This is a genomic window from Rhodococcus sp. ARP2 (assembly GCF_001029585.1).
In the GTDB taxonomy this organism is placed as follows: Bacteria; Actinomycetota; Actinomycetes; order Mycobacteriales; family Mycobacteriaceae; genus Rhodococcus_F; species Rhodococcus_F erythropolis.
This window is the reverse complement of record NZ_LEKE01000002.1, coordinates 49609-65220: the sequence shown is the minus strand read 5'-3', so window position 1 is coordinate 65220 and position 15612 is coordinate 49609. Positions and strand designations below refer to the sequence as shown.

At 63.1% G+C, this 15612-nt stretch carries 13 protein-coding genes; 9 read left to right on the top strand and 4 right to left on the bottom strand.

The genetic code is table 11. The features are described from left to right. Positions 1-140 precede the first annotated feature (140 nt). Positions 141-764 (top strand): PadR family transcriptional regulator, encoded by a 624-nt coding sequence (locus ABX74_RS01140; RefSeq protein ID WP_019749322.1) that lies wholly within the window; start codon positions 141-143, stop codon positions 762-764. 2 nt (positions 765-766) lie between these two features. Continuing rightward, positions 767-2251: a DHA2 family efflux MFS transporter permease subunit gene (locus ABX74_RS01135; RefSeq protein ID WP_019749321.1), complete on the top strand. Its 1485-nt coding sequence runs from the start codon at positions 767-769 to the stop codon at positions 2249-2251. Here ABX74_RS01135 and ABX74_RS01130 read toward each other — a convergent pair. Further along, complete coding sequence (locus ABX74_RS01130) at positions 2211-3611, bottom strand: FAD-binding oxidoreductase (RefSeq protein ID WP_047888043.1); 1401 nt, start codon at positions 3609-3611, stop codon at positions 2211-2213. The two genes, ABX74_RS01135 and ABX74_RS01130, sit on opposite strands and share 41 nt — an antisense overlap. On the opposite strand from ABX74_RS01130, the gene ABX74_RS01125 reads away from it, so the two are divergent. The 4 genes from ABX74_RS01125 to ABX74_RS01110 all read left to right on the top strand — a co-directional run bounded on the left by ABX74_RS01125 (position 3610) and on the right by ABX74_RS01110 (position 7467). Then, positions 3610-4410, top strand: coding sequence for an enoyl-CoA hydratase/isomerase family protein (locus ABX74_RS01125; RefSeq protein ID WP_047888042.1), 801 nt, complete (start codon positions 3610-3612; stop codon positions 4408-4410). The genes ABX74_RS01130 and ABX74_RS01125 overlap by 2 nt on opposite strands. Positions 4411-4503: 93 nt before the next feature. Then, the gene (locus ABX74_RS01120) at positions 4504-5697 is read left to right on the top strand and encodes a class I adenylate-forming enzyme family protein (protein ID WP_020970185.1); all 1194 of its coding nucleotides are present in this window, start codon (positions 4504-4506) and stop codon (positions 5695-5697) included. Between the two features lie 35 nt (positions 5698-5732). After that, positions 5733-6494, top strand: coding sequence for a crotonase/enoyl-CoA hydratase family protein (locus ABX74_RS01115; protein ID WP_019749317.1), 762 nt, complete (start codon positions 5733-5735; stop codon positions 6492-6494). A 7-nt stretch (positions 6495-6501) separates the two neighbouring features. Continuing rightward, entirely contained in the window at positions 6502-7467 is a 966-nt protein-coding gene (locus tag ABX74_RS01110; RefSeq protein WP_019749316.1) for an adenosine deaminase, read from the top strand. A 3-nt stretch (positions 7468-7470) separates the two neighbouring features. On the opposite strand, the gene ABX74_RS01105 is transcribed toward ABX74_RS01110, so the two are convergent. Further along, the gene (locus ABX74_RS01105; RefSeq protein WP_047888041.1) at positions 7471-8784 is read right to left on the bottom strand and encodes a D-arabinono-1,4-lactone oxidase; all 1314 of its coding nucleotides are present in this window, start codon (positions 8782-8784) and stop codon (positions 7471-7473) included. A gap of 78 nt (positions 8785-8862) precedes the next feature. Here ABX74_RS01105 and ABX74_RS01100 point away from each other — a divergent pair, with 78 nt between their 5' ends. Together ABX74_RS01100 and ABX74_RS01095 are read left to right on the top strand one after the other, a co-directional pair. Continuing rightward, positions 8863-9510: a TetR/AcrR family transcriptional regulator gene (locus ABX74_RS01100; RefSeq protein WP_020908434.1), complete on the top strand. Its 648-nt coding sequence runs from the start codon at positions 8863-8865 to the stop codon at positions 9508-9510. Positions 9511-9580: 70 nt separating this feature from the next. Next, entirely contained in the window at positions 9581-10756 is a 1176-nt protein-coding gene (locus tag ABX74_RS01095) for an amino acid deaminase/aldolase (RefSeq protein WP_020970184.1), read from the top strand. Between the two features lie 45 nt (positions 10757-10801). Here ABX74_RS01095 and ABX74_RS01090 read toward each other — a convergent pair whose 3' ends face one another. Then, on the bottom strand, positions 10802-14245 hold the full coding sequence (locus ABX74_RS01090) for a TM0106 family RecB-like putative nuclease (RefSeq protein ID WP_047888040.1): 3444 nt from the start codon (positions 14243-14245) through the stop codon (positions 10802-10804). A gap of 83 nt (positions 14246-14328) precedes the next feature. Here ABX74_RS01090 and ABX74_RS01085 point away from each other — a divergent pair, with 83 nt between their 5' ends. Beyond that, the gene (locus ABX74_RS01085; protein ID WP_020970182.1) at positions 14329-14970 is read left to right on the top strand and encodes an alpha/beta hydrolase; all 642 of its coding nucleotides are present in this window, start codon (positions 14329-14331) and stop codon (positions 14968-14970) included. Between the two features lie 5 nt (positions 14971-14975). Here ABX74_RS01085 and ABX74_RS01080 read toward each other — a convergent pair whose 3' ends face one another. Beyond that, the gene (locus ABX74_RS01080; RefSeq protein ID WP_020908430.1) at positions 14976-15593 is read right to left on the bottom strand and encodes a cysteine hydrolase family protein; all 618 of its coding nucleotides are present in this window, start codon (positions 15591-15593) and stop codon (positions 14976-14978) included. Between the last annotated feature and the right edge of the window lie 19 nt (positions 15594-15612).

Sequence of the window (15612 nt, the reverse complement as noted above, 5' to 3'; positions counted from 1 at the left end):
TACAGGCTAGTCCGATTCGAACGGGTTGATCGAGACGGACAGAGGTCGTATATTCCATGTGGACTATTTCGGGTGGAATAGTCAAGAAATGGTCAATTGCGGCTCGTCAGTCAACTACGGCTTGTCAGGGAGGGGGACTCATGGGTGACGTGTCACTGACGCCTTTGGGAATCACCGTGCTGGGCCTGCTGTCCGAGCGTTCGATGCACCCGTACGAGATGTACCAACTCGCCTCGGTGCGGCGGGGGGATCAGCTGGTGAAAATCAAGCCGGGATCGCTCTATCACACGGTTTCCCGGTTGGAGAAGCAGGAACTTCTGGCTTCGATCGGGACCGATCGTGAGGGCAACCGCCCGGAGCGGACGACGTACGAGATCACTGCCCGCGGCCGTGATGCCCTCGAACATCAACTACGCGAGATGTTGGCGGTTCCGGTGCGGGAGTATCCGCGGTTGCCACTCGCGCTTGCCGAGATGCACAACCTCTCCGCATCGACTGCGTGTCAGATGCTTCGGATCCGTCTCGCGCACCTCGACAAGACGATTGCGAAATTCGAGGTCGACTACGAAGCGGTGAAGGCCGCGGAGAAACCACGAATCTTCACGGTGGGCGCGGACTACGCCCACGCACTGACCGTCGCCGAAAGAGAGTGGATCGGCGCGTTGGTGACAGACATCGAGAGCGGCGAAATGCCCTGGCTCTCACAAGAACTTCTCGACCGGCTGGCCGGCTCCGCAGGCTCGTCCGCACTACCTAAGGACTGAAGATGGAAAAGCAGGTCAATCCCTGGCACGCGCTGTGGGCGCTGTGTATCGGGTTCTTCATGATTCTGGTGGACAGCACCATCGTCGCTGTCGCCAACCCCGCGATCATGGAGGACCTCGGCACCGACATCAACAAGGTCGTCTGGGTCACCAGCGCGTACCTGCTGGCGTACGCGGTGCCGCTGCTCGTCACGGGCCGACTCGGTGACAGGTTCGGTCCGAAGAACCTGTACATGATCGGCCTCGTACTGTTTACCGGCGCATCACTGTGGTGTGGTCTGTCCGGCAGCGTCGAGATGCTCATCGTCGCAAGGGCTTTCCAGGGTCTTGGTGCTGCAATGATGACGCCTCAGACGATGGCCGTCATCACACGCACGTTCGCGCCGAACAAGCGTGGCGCCGCAATGGGTCTGTGGGGCGCCGTTGCCGGTGTTGCCACCCTGGTGGGTCCGCTTGCCGGTGGCGTCCTGGTGGACAATCTCGGCTGGGAATGGATCTTCATCGTCAACGTCCCGGTTGGTGTCATCGCCTTCCTGCTCGCCTGGAAGCTCGTTCCGTCGTTGCCGACCAGCGAGCACAAGTTCGACATCCCCGGCGTGATCCTCAGCGCCGCAGGCATGTTCCTTCTGGTGTTCGGAATCCAGGAAGGCAGTTCGTACGACTGGAACGGATTCGTCTGGAGCCTGATCGGCGCCGGTGTGGTGTTGCTCGCGGTGTTCGTGTTCTACCAGTCGCGCAACAAGAACGAACCCTTGCTTCCCTTGGAACTCTTCAAGGATCGCAACTTCTCACTCGCCAATGTCGCCATCACCGCGATGGGCTTTGCGATCACGTCGATGGTCCTTCCGCTGATGTTCTACACACAGGCAGTTCGTGGCCTCTCCCCGACGCAGTCGGCGTTGCTGCTCGTTCCGATGGCAGTGCTGACCGGTATCTTCGCCCCGATCATCGGCAAGCTCGTCGACAAGACACATCCGCGCTACATCGCCGGCACCGGCTTCTTGCTGTTCGCCGTCGCCTTGGGTTGGCTGGCACTGGTGATGTCTCCCGACGTCGCGATCTGGGAACTGCTCCTGCCGATCGGCCTGATCGGCTTCGCGAACGCGTGCATCTGGTCTCCGCTCGCGGCCACCGCCACACACAACCTGCCTCCGATGCAGGCGGGCGCGGGCGCCGGCGTCTACAACACCACCCGGCAGGTGGGTGCGGTTCTCGGCAGCGCTGCGATCGGCGCTCTGATCACTGCACGATTGGCGGCTCAGGGACTGACCGGCGGCAGTTCGGAAGCCGGCGTTGGTCACCTCCCAGAGTTCGTCCGTGAACCGTTCAGCACGGCGATGTCGGAGTCGATCTGGCTACCTGCGGGTGTGCTGCTCATCGGTTTCGTCGCGTCGGTGTGCTTCGCCCGGCCTTTACGCGGGGACGCGCACGACGACGCGATGGCCGTCAGTGCCGAAGCGCGTCGGGAAACATCACTGCGCGATTGAGATAGTCGCTCGGGTCAAGGGCTCGCTTGATCGCCCACATCGTGGCTATGTCCTGCGCCGAGAGGGCCAGGTCCAGATAGTTGCGTTTGAGCGAGCCCACCCCGTGCTCGGAACTGACGTTTCCGCCGTGATCGCGAACCAGTTCGAGGACACTGCGATACACGATGTCGGCGTTCGGACAGTTCAGGACGTTGAGGTGGATGTTTCCCTCGGCGACGTGTCCGAACAGGATCGGAATTGCCTCGGGCGCTCGGCTCGCGATCACCGCCGTTGCGTCCTCGGTGAAGGTGGCAAGCGAGTCCAGCGGTAGCGCCGCGTCGAATTTCAGTGGGGGACCGAACAATCCGACCACCTCGGCGAAGCATTCGCGGGCCGCCCACAAGCGCGTCGAGCCGGGGGCGTCGACCGCCACGGCCGGGGTCTGCGGTGGGCCGATGCGTTCGAGCAGCTCGGCCAGGTCTTCCAGAGGATCGTGGGCCGCGGACACCTCGGCGAGGAGGTACCACGGTCGCCCCGTCGGAACCGCGGCGTTCAAATGGCGTGCGGCCAGTTCGAGACCGCGCCCGTCCAACAATTCGAGTGCGTCGACGCCGTCGAGAGCGCGCAACACTCGCCCCGCCTCGACGACGTCCTGGAGTGCGTCGAAACCGATCAGCGACGTCACGCGGTAGGTCGGTATCTTCCGTAATTTCAGGTCGACGGAAGTGACCACCCCTAGAGTTCCTTCGCTACCGACCCACAGCGCGGGCAGGTTGTATCCGGAGTTGTCCGACAGCACTTTCGGTGACCGGCGCACAGTAGTTCCGTCGGGGAGTACCACCTCGAGTCCGAGCACCTGTTCGGCCATGTTCCCGTATCGAACCGTGTGCAGGCCACCGGCATTGGTGGACACCATGCCGCCGATCGTCGCAGTGTCCCGCGAGGCTATGTCGACACCGAACTTCAAACCGGCGGCGGCCGCCGCGGAATGTACCTGCGCGAGTGTCACTCCCGCCCCGACGGTGATCCGCCCGGCGGCAAGATCGACGTCGCCGATCGCCGCTAGGCGTTCGGTGGAGAGCAGGACGTCGTCGTGTTCTGGCACCGTGCCGGCGACCAGGCCCGTTCGCCCGCCCTGAACGGTGACCGGTACACCGCGGGAGCGGCACACGTTCAGCAGTGCAGCGATTTCGGCTGTATCGGCCGGTCGGACCAGGGCGCAGGCACGGCCCGCGTACCGGCCTGTCTGGTCGGTCGAACGGGTCGTCAACACGTCGGCGTCGGTGACGACGAACCGGTGTCCCACAACGTCCGCGAGCGCATTTCTCAGACCGTCCACCCGACGATCGTAGGCTGGTTCGATGTGGCAGTGTGGCGGCATGACTGCTCCCGAATCGCATCCCACCCGTCTCGAGCGTTTCGCCACCGATGGTGGTGCCGAGGTGGCTGTCCTGACGTTCGCACACGGACCACTCAATCTGTTCGATCAGGCCATGTTCGACGCGGTCATCGCCGATGTTGCGACGCTGACCGAAAACCCACCGCGCGCGGTGCTTCTGCGCGCCGAGGGCAAGGTCAACTCGGCCGGCGTCGACGTCCACGTGTTCGACGGCCTCGACCCGGAGCAGGGCGCGGAGTTGTGGCGCCAACTGTTCGCCCAGATCTGCCATCCGCTCGAGGCTTTGCCGTGCCCGGTGATCTATGCGGCGCACGGGTTGACGCTGACTGCTGCATTCGAGATCTCCTTGGCCTGCGACATCATCCTCGCGGCGCCCAAGGCGAAGTTCGGACTGGTCGAGACAGTGGTCGGTCTGACGCCGTCCATGGGTGGACCGCAGCGTTTGGCCGAGCGTGCCGGTTCCGGACGGGCGCGGGAGTTGGTCATGACCGGCGATCTCTACGACGCCGTAACCCTGCACTCGTGGGGCGTCGTCAATGCAGTTCACGACGATGTCGATGCTGCGGCGCGTGCCCTGGCGACCAGGTTGGCGGACGGACCCACGCGAGCCCACGACGCTACCAAACAGATCGTCGCGGCCTGGCGTTCCGGCGGGATCGCCCACGCGGATTCGGTGACCCCCGGGGTGTCCGGTGCGCTGTTCGCCACCGATGACCTACGCGGCGCTGTCCGCAGTTTCCTCGACGTCGGACCGGGCAAAGCGGTCTACTCCGGAAAGTAAGTTTGCGACGATTATCGCCAGAGACCTCCACGAACTGTGATCCACGTCATATAGTCGAATGGCCGGTGGGTTGTCAGTGACGTGGAGGTATCGATGCGGTCGACGCTTGTGGAATACCCGTGTTCGAATCAGCTCCTCGCCGACGCCCGCGTCACCCGCGCCGGTGACGGGGTGCTTCGGTACAGCCAACTGGACCCGTCGTTGTCCGAACTACTGGACATCGCCGTCCATCGGTTCTCCTCGCGCGTCGCGGTCGAGGAGGTCGACGGCGAGCAGGTCACCTTCGCGGAGCTGTGGGCCGAGGCGTCGCGGGTCGCGGGAGGGCTGAAGTCGCGAGGCGTCGAGATCGGTGACCGTGTGGCCATTCGTGTCGCCGCTGGGGTGAGATGGATGGAGGCGTGCCTCGGCGTCATCCTCGCCGGCGGCGTTCCGGTCTCCGTCGGTGTGCACTTGAGTGATGACGCGGCGGACTTCGTCATCGCGGACAGTGGTTCGGTGTTGGTGCTCGACGGGGAACTCCCGCACGGTGTTCCGTTCATCGACGACGGCGCCGCCCCGGACGAGATGGCGATCCTCGCGTACACCGCGGATTCTTCGGGCGAGATGCTTGGCGTCGAGTTGAGTAACGAGAACGTGCTTTCTGCCATCGTCGGAATTCTGCACTCGCGTGACTACGGCGTCGAAGGTGTGCGGAATCTGCTGGTGGACAACGACTTCAAGTCGGTGCGGCACTTCGTGCACGTGCTCGCGACGTTGGTGGTCGGTGGAACGGTGGTCCTCGCCGGGGACTTCTGGCGTGAGAGTGTGCATACCGTCGACATCGTGACCGGGCGGCCCGAGGACTTGCTCGAGCCACGGTTGCTCACGCTCGGACCGGCGGCACGTGCCGGTTCGAGGTCGGTGCAGTGGATCGATTGCAGCGGGTCGCCGATCACGGCCGAACAGGAATCCAAGCTGCTGACTCTGTTCCCGGCCGCTCGGCATGTGATCGGGTGGGGTAAAACCGAAACCTGTGGGGCTGGTCTCATTCTGCCAACCGAGTCGGCGCCCACCCACCTCGGAAGCGTCGGAATCGCTTTCGGTGGAATGGAAGTGGCGTTGTACGGCCCGGATGCGCCAGGTGGTTTCGGTGAGTTGCTGTGCCGTGGGCCGAGTGTCACGCGTCGGTATTGGAACTCGCCGCAAGCGACCTCGACGAGGTTCACCCAGGGGTGGTTCTGCACTCACGACACCGCGCAGATCGACCCCGATGGCTTCGTCCGTATTGTCGAACGCAACGTCGCGTAGTCACGCGAGCGTGGTCGACAAACGAGAGGGACATCATGGCGGACGAGGTTCTCACCGAGCGGCGCGGGCGGACACTGATCATCACCATCAACCGGCCCGAGGCGCGTAACGCCATCAACTCGGCGGTCAGTCACGCGTTGGCCGCCGCGGTCGAAGAGCTCGATGCGGACGACGATCTGTCCTTGGCCGTGCTGACAGGAGCCGGCGGAAACTTCTGTGCCGGTATGGATCTGAAGGCATTCGTGGCCGGCGAGAACGTCCTCGTGCCGGGACGCGGTCTCGGATTCACGGAAGGGCCACCGCGTAAGCCGATCATTTCGGCGGTCGAGGGCTTCGCGTTGGCAGGCGGCACGGAACTCGTGCTTGCCACCGACCTGGTGGTGGCGTCGTCCGAAGCGAAGTTCGGTATCCCGGAGGTCAAGCGAGGACTGGTTGCAGGTGGCGGCGGATTATTGCGCCTGCCCAAGCGGATTCCGTACCAGAAGGCTCTGGAACTGGCGCTGACCGGCGACAGTTTCACCGCCGAGGAGGCATACCGCTACGGCTTCGTGAACACGTTGACCGAACCGGGCAAGGCGCTCGACGGCGCACTGGAGCTGGCTGATCGAATCACCCGCAACGGACCGCTCGCGGTAGCGGTCACCAAGGAGATCATCGTCAAGGCCGGCGGTTGGTCCGACGACGAAGCTTTCGCGAAGCAGTTGCAGGTCATGGCGCCGGTATTCGCATCCGAAGATGCACGCGAGGGTGCGACGGCGTTCGCCGAGAAGCGCGCCCCGGTCTGGAAGGGGCGGTAACACCGACATGGCTACACCTGTCGCAGAACTGCACATGCACATAGAGGGTTCTCTGGAGCCCGAACAGATTTACCGACTTGCCGAGCGCAATCGAATGGATCTGCCGTACAAGGACATCGACGATCTGAAGTCGAGGTACGAGTTCACCGACTTGCAGTCGTTCCTCGATCTCTACTTCGCCAACATGGCCGTCCTGCGCACCGCGGAGGATTTTGCCGACCTGACGCGAGCGTACTTCCGCCGGGCGGCTGCGGCCGGCGTCGCGCATGCCGAGTTCTTCTTCAATCCACAGGCGCACGTAGTCCGTGGTGTTCCGCTGACCGAGGTCCTGGACGGGATCATGGATGCGGTGGCATCGAGCGAGCGCGAGTTCGGGCTCAGCAGCGCGGCAATCGCCGCCATCCTCCGAGATCAGCCCGTCAAGGACGCCGAGGAGATCTTCTCCGAGATAATTCGCCTGCAGGCTCCGATCGTCGGGCTCGGACTCGACTCCGCAGAGGTAGGCAACCCACCGTCACTGTTCGAGGACGTGTTCGCCCGCGCGCGTGCCGAGGGTTTGCACGTTGTCGCTCACGCCGGTGAGGAGGGACCGCCCGAGTACATCTGGCAGGCACTCGACATTCTCGGCGCCGAGCGGATCGACCACGGAGTCCGGGCACTCGAGGATCCTGCCCTGATCGAGCGTCTGGTCGACGAGGAGATTCCACTGACGGTCTGCCCATTGTCGAACGTTCGTCTGCGGGTGTTCGATTCGCTGTCGGATCACCCGCTTCGATCGATGCTCGAGATGGGTTTGATCGTCACGGTCAACTCCGACGACCCGGCCTACTTCGGGGGATACGTCGACGACAATTTCACCGAACTGGGCCGAGCCTTGGGTCTGACCGAGGCCGAGCGAGACACCCTCGCCCGGAACTCGATCAAAGCCTCGTTTGCGAGCGATGCGCGAAAAGCGGAACTGCTGCGGCGCTGACCGTCAGTCGCCCAGCACCTGACGCAAGTATTCGTTGTCGAACACACGATTCGCGTCGTACTTGTCTCTCACGGCGACAAAGTCGTCGAGTCGGTCGTACGTAGGACGCAGGTCGTCGACGGTCCGGTTGTGCATTTTTCCCCAATGCGGCCGGCCGTCGACGGCGCGCGCGATTGCTTCCACTGCGGCGAAGTATTCGGTTTCGGGTCGTCGGTGGTACTGGTGTACGGCGATGTATGCGGTGTCGCGTCCGTGAGCAGTCGAGAGCCAGAGGTCGTCGGCGGCAGCAAAACGTACTTCGACGGGGAATGCGACGTTAGTTCCGGACTTCTTCATCCAGCGGTCGATTTCGTGGAGTGTCTCGGTGACGTGTTCGCGGGGGATCGCGTATTCCATCTCCTTGAACTTCACCCGGCGCGAAGACGCGAATACTCGGTAGCTGCGATCGGTGAACTCCCGGGCGCCGAGCAATCGAGACGACACGTTGTTGATTCTCGGGATCGCGGCCGGTGCCAGGGTGGCAACGCGGTTGACACCTTCGAAGAGTGTGTTCGAGAGGAGTTCGTCGTCGACGAACGCGCGGACCTTGCCCACTGGATCGGGTTCGGTATCTCCGGGCAGTCGCGTATTGCTCTTCGTCAGGACACGGTCGGTGTGCGGAAACCAGTAGAACTCGAAGTGGTCCAAGCCCAGACGATCGCTCTCGAGGGTGTCCAGTATGTGAGACAGCGTGTCGGGTTCCTCGATTGCGCGAAGTGTGAATCGCGGGACGCAGGCGAGAGTGATCTTCGAAATGATGCCGATTGCGCCCAATCCGAGGCGGCCTGCTTCGAACAATTCGACGTTTTCGTCAGCGCTTGCGGTAACGACGGATCCGTCGGCGAGAACGATCTCGATTCCGCGAATCTGTGTGGCGATACCGCCGAATCGTGCGCCGGTGCCGTGTGTGCCGGTGGACGTCGCGCCGGCCAGTGACTGGACGTCGATGTCACCGAGATTGGCCATCGCATATCCGCGTTGCCACAAGGCCTCGTTGAGAGCATGAAGGCGAGTGCCTGCAAAAACAGTGACCAGCGCACCGTCGTCGGTCGGCGTGATCGAGTCGATTCCGCTCAGGTTGTCCAGGCTGACGAGGACACCGTCGGTGACCGCGACACCGGTGAACGAATGGCCGGCGCCGACGGCCTTCACGCGTTGGCCGCGCGCCGCGGCCTCGGCGACCAACGACGAAAGTTCACGGGTATTTGTCGGCGTCGCAAAGCGACGCGGCGCGGCACTTTGAGTGCCCGCCCAGTTCTGCCAAGTGTCCGAAGCCATTACGCAATAATGTACTTGGACGGTCGTCCAGGCAAGTATTGCGCGAAGATTTTGTCATTTGCGTTCTACGATCATTGGATGCTGAACAGGCTTCCGGCGGACGAACGCCGCACACAATTGGTCGAGTCCGCTTTGTCTATTGCGGAACAGCGCGGTGTCAGTTCTGTGACGGTAAGGGCGGTGGCAGAGGAGGCCGGCGTATCGCTCGGCGTCGTTCATTACTGCTTCGAGAGCAAGGAAGCGCTGATCGCGGCAATGGGTGAAACGCTCATTCTGCAGCTCAGTGCGTCGATGCAGTATGCGTTCGCGCAGGTCCGCCATGCGCCGGATCTCAGTGGCGTGCAGGGGCTCAGGGAATTGCTGCATATCGGCCTGACCGGAATGTGGCCGACCATCGAAGCAACCCCGGATCGCCAGTTGTTGACCTACGAAATTACCGCGCAGGCACTGCGTAGTCGCAATCTCGGAGCCGAACGTGCTGGGGCAGTTGCATTTGAGCAGTACCGAATCATGGATGAGCTCGCGGTGTCGTTTCTCGAAGAGTGCGCCAAGATATCGGGCACGGTGTGGACGGAGCCGTTGAGTTCGATTGCGCGACTGAGTCTTGCAATGATCGACGGCCTTGTTCTGCGATGGCTGGTCGATCGTGACTCCGACGCGACTATTGCCGAGTTCGGAGAAATGGTTCAGGTAATCGCCAATAAAGCAGTGGTCGCGCCTCAGTAGAACCGCCATCCTGGACATACGTCCAGGATTGGTGATTGACTGGTCGCACGCCGCGACGATTGGATCATCTGTGACCAGGACCCTCGATCGACTCACTGCTGCCACGCGAGAACTCGACCCGCCTCTGGCTGCTCTGGATCTGACCACACTGCGCAGTAATGCAGCCGACCTGGTGCGCCGCGCCGGTGGAACCCCGGTGCGAGTGGCGAGCAAATCGGTTCGTTGTCGTACGGTTCTGACTGAAACTCTCGGTGACACACTGACTGCATCCGGCGGGTTCCGCGGAATCATGGCGTACTCACTGCGCGAGGCTCTGTGGCTGGTCGGGCTCGGCGCACGGGACATCCTGATGGGATACCCGACCGCCGATCGTGGCGCCATCGCGGATCTCGCTGCCGATGACACCGCCCTCCAATCGATCACCTTGATGGTCGACGACGATGCGCAGTTGGATCTCATTCGTTCGGCGTCGACGGGAGATGCGCCTGTCCGGGTATGTCTCGACGTCGATGCGTCACTGCGGATCGGTCCGATCCATCTAGGCGTACGACGCTCGCCGCTGCGCGAACCTGCCGCGGTCGCCGCACTCGCGGCGCGTGCTCGTCAGCGCGGATTCTCCGTCGTCGGAGTGATGTTCTACGAAGCCCAGATCGCCGGCCTCCCGGACACCAGCGCTCCGATCGGTTGGGTCAAGAAGGCCTCTGCCCGCGAACTGGCGTCCAGAAGGGGCGCTGTGGTCGCGGCCGTCACCGATGCCGTGGGTGCACTCGAGATCGTCAACAGCGGCGGTACGGGGTCGCTGGAGGTCAGCTCGGCCGATCCTGTGGTGACCGAGGTAACAGCAGGCTCCGGACTGTACGTACCGACCCTGTTCGACCGCTACCGCGCCTTCCGTCCCGATCCGGCGCTGTTCTTCGCACTGTCGGCCGTGCGCAAGCCGACGCCGTCGGTCACGACCCTTTTCGGCGGCGGATACATCGCGTCGGGACCTGCCGGAGCCACCCGCGTTCCGTCACCGGTCTGGCCCGCTGGTCTCAAACTGCTCCGCAACGAAGGAGCCGGCGAAGTCCAGACACCGGTCACCGGGAAGGAAGCCGGAAACATCGCGATCGGCGACCGCGTATGGTTCCGTCACGCCAAAGCCGGCGAGCTGTGCGAGCGCTTCGACCGCGTGTATGTGGTCGAAGCCGACGGCACCCGAACCTCGGTTCCCACCTACCGCGGCGAAGGGCAGTGTTTCGGGTAAGGCAGTGTTTCGGGTAGGACAGGCTTTGGGTGTGAAAACATTCGGCTAGCTCGTCAACCTCATGAACGCGCCCAGCTCCACCAACCCTGCGGGCGTGCTCGGCATGTACTGCGTCAACGCGTGTGATCGGACGATGATCGCGCACCACTTGCCGCGGGAGACAGCAACATTGAGGCGGTTCCGCGACAGGAGGAACGACATTCCTCGCGGGACGTCCTCGACGGCAGATGCGGCCATCGACACGATTGCCACCGCGGCCTCGCGGCCCTGGAACTTGTCGACGGTCCCGACCTCGACCTCCGTGAGACCGGCTTCGGTGAGATCGCGCTCGACGGTACCGACCTGGGCGTTGTATGCCGCGACCACGAGGATGTCCGACTGCTCCAGGGGCCGGGTTCCCTCGAACTCGCTCGGATCGGTCCATGGCGTACCGAGAAGGCCCTGGATCTGGCGAACGATTTCCTGGGACTCTTCCGGGGAGTACGTGGAATTGCCGCGGTGATCGACGAACACTGTGTGCACTCCGGCAGCGAGTCCGTCGAGTTTCCTTGCCGCACTCACGGTTTCCTGAGAATGGAGCTTGCCCTCGTACGACAGTGCGGACACGGGCGCACACAGATCCGGGTGCATCCGCCAAGTCTTCTCGAGGAAGTAGCCGAGTTCGGGTGGCAGTGCGCCGTGTCCCTCGGCGAGCCAACCGAGCGCCGATTCGTCGACAGGTTCGGGGTGAGTACCTTGGCTCACCTGCGGCAACTGCTGCGGATCGCCCAGCAGCAACAGGTTTCGCGCGGAAATCGCGACGGCAATGGTGTTGGCGAGCGCGAACTGGCCCGCCTCGTCCACCACGAGCAGGTCCAAGCTGCCCGCTGGAACACGATCGGTGTTCGCGAAGTCCCACGCAGTGCCGCCGATGACGCAGCCGACGCCTTCGGCCTCGGCGATGAATCTCGCATATTCTTCGGATGCGATGTCCTGCCATTCTGCGGTCTTGCTGCGGCTGCCCTTCTTCGCGACCAGTGCAGGGTCCACGCCGGCCTTCAGAATGCCGCCGAGCATGTTCTCGACCACCGAATGTGATTGAGCCACGACTCCGATTCGCCACTGATGTTGTTCGATCAGTGTCTTGACGACACGAGCGCCCGTGTAGGTCTTGCCCGTACCAGGGGGACCCTGTACTGCCACGTAGGAATCATCGAGGTCGAGAAGTGCGGCGGTGATGGCGTCCGCGTAGTTGTTGTCGGTGCCGACGGGCGGGAGCGGTGAACCCGAGCGTGTCCTCGGGGTGCTGCGCCGGAGAATGTCGACCGCTGCTACGGGTGGCAGTTCGGGCAGGATCTCGCTGGCGCCGGATGCGGCAGCGGCGATGGACTTCTCCATGCGTCCGGTGGGAATCGGACGACCAGGTGCCAATGCGACTGGAGCATCGAGGTATTCGTCACCGCCGAGCAGTTCTTCGACGGTGACCACGTCGAGTCCTTCGGACTTGACCACGGCCGTGACCTTGACGCTGCTGGTGCCGCGTTGGGTGGGGTTCTCGCTGGCAACGGCATCGGGGGAGGGGGTTGCGTAGAGAGCGAACAGATCACTGCCCGGGCTCAAAGACGTTCCGGTGCCGAAACTTCCGGTCAGCTGAATGTGTCGACGGAACTTCTTCTGACGTGGGGTGCTCTTGTGCCAGTCCGCCTCGATTTCGGACTGTTCGACCACCATGACGTCGCGGATGTCCACCAGGTCTTCGATCGGTGTGACCAATCGGTCGAAGTGGGCCCACCAGTACGGCTTCCGCTCACGATTGTGGTACCCCACCGCAGCAGCCAGTAGAGCAGCTGCCTGCTGATCGGGGGTACGCGCCGAACCTGCCTTGTGTCCTGCGAATTCGCGGAGCGCGATCTCCGATTCGGTGAGCTCCTCGAGTGGAATCTTGATCTGCCCGGTCGGCTCACGAAGTTCGACGCCGTGTTCTGCGGCGCGCTCGGCAAGCCAATCGCGCAGGCGCAGAGTGGATTCGCAGTCGTATTCGTTGTAGTCGGAGATGCCCTGAAGAAGTTCCCTGGCCTGGTCGGCTTGTCCGCCGTCGCGCAATTGGCAGTAGTCGGCATAAGCGACAACCGAAGCGGCGGCGTTGGTCACGTCGCCGTCGCGGCCGTGCTCACCCATGTAGAGCGGCTCGAGTTTCTTGATGCTGTACGAGCGTTGTCCGATCCGCAGGCAGGCGCGGACGATCGGGTACAGGTCCACGAGCACGTTCTCGCTGAGCAGCGTGTCCACCGTCTGCTCGCCGACACCGTGACGTGCGGCCAAGCGCAACAGCGCCGATTTCTCGTACGCGGCGTAGTGATAGATGTGCATGCCGGGGTGAGCTTCTCGGCGCGCGGTGACATAGTCGAGGAAGTCGAGGAGTGCCTGGCGTTCACCGTCGCGATCGTGTGCCCAGAACGGCTTGAACACGTAGTCGTCCGCCGGTCCTTCGACCACACCGAAAAGGTATTCCAACCCCCAGTCGGTGGATCCGTCCTCGGCCCAGAGCGGATCGCCCTCGAAGTCGAAGAAGATGTCGCCGTCGTCGGGGACGGGTAGTCCGCCGAGCGCCGAGGGTTCGTAGACCTCGAATTCGGCGTCGCCGGATTGTTCCTGACGAAGTTGAACCGCGGCCTGTGCACGGAGTTTGTCGAGTGTTTCCCGTCGAATTCCCTCGACAGGGCCGGTGCTCGCGGCGAGTTCGTCAATTGTCGTGATCCCCGAGACGATCAGTTGTTCACGCTGATTGCCGCGGACGCCCGCAACCAGCAGCAGGTCCCGATGGCTTTCGACTTCGACGCTGCAGGTGTTGCATCGACCACAACGCAGGTACCGATCGTCGAGCCACTGTGTCGGTTTCCCCTCAGCACGGTGCTCGTCGAGGACTCGTTCGAGTTCAGCTCTGCGTGCTGCGAATACCGGCGCGATGTCTCCGATGTCGTGCGACGACGTGCTGCCGTCGCCGAGCAGTAGATGAACCTGATCGGAGGCGGCAATTGCATTGCGCTCCAACGCATCCGCGTATGCGGCGAGTTGTAGAAGTGCCGACACCTTGGCGTGCCGGGAGAGCTTGCTGTCGTAGACCGCGTAGGTGTTGCCTTCGCGGACGAGGAAATCGCAGAACCCGAGGAATCGGCCGTCGAAAAAGGTTCCCTGATAGATGACGGGCGCGCCCGATCGTGCTGCCTCGACGGTGGCCAACGTGGCAGCGGTCAGGCCTGCGCGTGAGTGTTCCGGTCGCGGCATGACGACGACGCCGTCTCCGTGTTGATCGATGAACTTCTGAAGCTGTTCGCGCTCGTGCGAGTCGCCGAGGCTCGACGTCCGCTCGAGCATCGGATCTGCCTCGGCCGCCTCGGCTGAGATCAGACCGGTGCGGGCGTCGAGTTGCCGCAACAGTGCGAACTCGCACGAGGCCGCGGCCGAGAGGTCGCTGGCGCTGTAGACGATCTGATCATCGAGTAGGAACACACGGAGATTGTGCCATCGCTCACCGACAAGGCAACCCACCAGTAATCGCCCACCGCCCGCGGATGCCCGTAGGAGAGTGCAGAATGACGAGCATGCCCTTCTTCGACGGACGAACCGGTCAGGTGCACTTTCGGCATTGGCCGGCGGCAGGGGGCGCAGTGCCCACTGTGTCTTTGGTCTTTCTGCACGGCCTCGGTCAGCACAGCGGGCAGTATCACCGTTTCGCGGGTGCAATGACGGCGTCGGGGATCGACGTGTGGGCGATCGATCACACCGGGCACGGTTTGTCGGAGGGTGATCCGGGAGTCGGGGCTCCGCTCTCCGATCTTGCTGCCGATGCAGCCGCGCTGGCTGACATCGCCTTGGCGGAACTGCCCGAAGTTCCGCAGGCGGTGATGGGTCATTCGTTAGGTGCCGTGACTGCGCTGACGGTGCTGGCTCATCGCGATCACGAATTCGCGTCCGCCGTGTTGTGCGGCATCCCGCGCAGCGCGGTGGAGCAACACGGGTGGGCGGAACTCTCCGACGCGGGCATCCCAGTCCTGGTCGTTCACGGTACCGACGACCGGATCGCCCCGGTCGATCCCGTCCGGGACTGGGCGCGGACGCTGCGCAACGTCGAGATGCGCGAGTTCGAGGACGCCGGTCACGACCTGCTGCACGAGAAGGTTCACGCCAGTGTCACCAACGTCAGCCGTGAATTCCTTCTCGCGCATTCCAGGTAGTCCTCTCAGGAGAGCGCGCCGAGCACCTCTTTCGACGTGACGGGGTGCGAGAACATCGGGTAGTCGTAGGTGATCGCGTTCTCGTGTTCGGCGACCGAAGTGCCTGCCACGCAATCGGTGAGTGTGATGACCCGGTAACCGTTCTCGTATCCGGTGCGCATGGTCGATTCGACGCAGCAGTTGGTCAGGAAGCCGCCGAGAAGGATCGTGCGAATTCCTTTGCTGCGCAGAATGAAATCGAGGTTTGTGCTGGCAAAAGTGTCGAGTCCACGCTTGCCCTCGATGACGATGTCGCCGTCTTTCGGGGCGAGTTCGTCGACGATCGCAGCTCCCCAGGAACCCTTCACGAAAGCCTTGCCGTCGACGACGCCCTTGAGGATGCCGTACGGATGCGAGGTGATTTCGTTGTACCCCTCGGCGAAGGTGATCGGTGCGTGCATCACGGTGACACCTGCCGCCCGAGCCGCATCGACCAGCGCAGTGGTGTTCGCGAGGAGTCCGTTCGATTCCATGACCGGAGCGACGGCCTCGTGAAGAACACCGCCCTCGGTGGTGAAGTCGTTCTGGTACTCGATGAGCACGACGGCTGTGGTTGCTGGATCCAATTCGAGCTTGTCGGTCATGGTCGACACCTTGTCTGTT

What these genes read in the sequence shown, in the direction of transcription:
- ABX74_RS01140 (WP_019749322.1), top strand. Translation starts at nt 141, where the DNA reads ATGGGTGACGTGTCACTGACGCCTTTGGGAATCACCGTGCTGGGCCTG.
- ABX74_RS01135 (WP_019749321.1), top strand. Translation starts at nt 767, where the DNA reads ATGGAAAAGCAGGTCAATCCCTGGCACGCGCTGTGGGCGCTGTGTATC.
- ABX74_RS01125 (WP_047888042.1), top strand. Translation starts at nt 3,610, where the DNA reads ATGACTGCTCCCGAATCGCATCCCACCCGTCTCGAGCGTTTCGCCACC.
- ABX74_RS01130 (WP_047888043.1), bottom strand. Translation starts at nt 3,611, where the DNA reads ATGCCGCCACACTGCCACATCGAACCAGCCTACGATCGTCGGGTGGAC.
- ABX74_RS01120 (WP_020970185.1), top strand. Translation starts at nt 4,504, where the DNA reads ATGCGGTCGACGCTTGTGGAATACCCGTGTTCGAATCAGCTCCTCGCC.
- ABX74_RS01115 (WP_019749317.1), top strand. Translation starts at nt 5,733, where the DNA reads ATGGCGGACGAGGTTCTCACCGAGCGGCGCGGGCGGACACTGATCATC.
- ABX74_RS01110 (WP_019749316.1), top strand. Translation starts at nt 6,502, where the DNA reads ATGGCTACACCTGTCGCAGAACTGCACATGCACATAGAGGGTTCTCTG.
- ABX74_RS01105 (WP_047888041.1), bottom strand. Translation starts at nt 8,784, where the DNA reads ATGGCTTCGGACACTTGGCAGAACTGGGCGGGCACTCAAAGTGCCGCG.
- ABX74_RS01100 (WP_020908434.1), top strand. Translation starts at nt 8,863, where the DNA reads ATGCTGAACAGGCTTCCGGCGGACGAACGCCGCACACAATTGGTCGAG.
- ABX74_RS01085 (WP_020970182.1), top strand. Translation starts at nt 14,329, where the DNA reads ATGACGAGCATGCCCTTCTTCGACGGACGAACCGGTCAGGTGCACTTT.
- ABX74_RS01080 (WP_020908430.1), bottom strand. Translation starts at nt 15,593, where the DNA reads ATGACCGACAAGCTCGAATTGGATCCAGCAACCACAGCCGTCGTGCTC.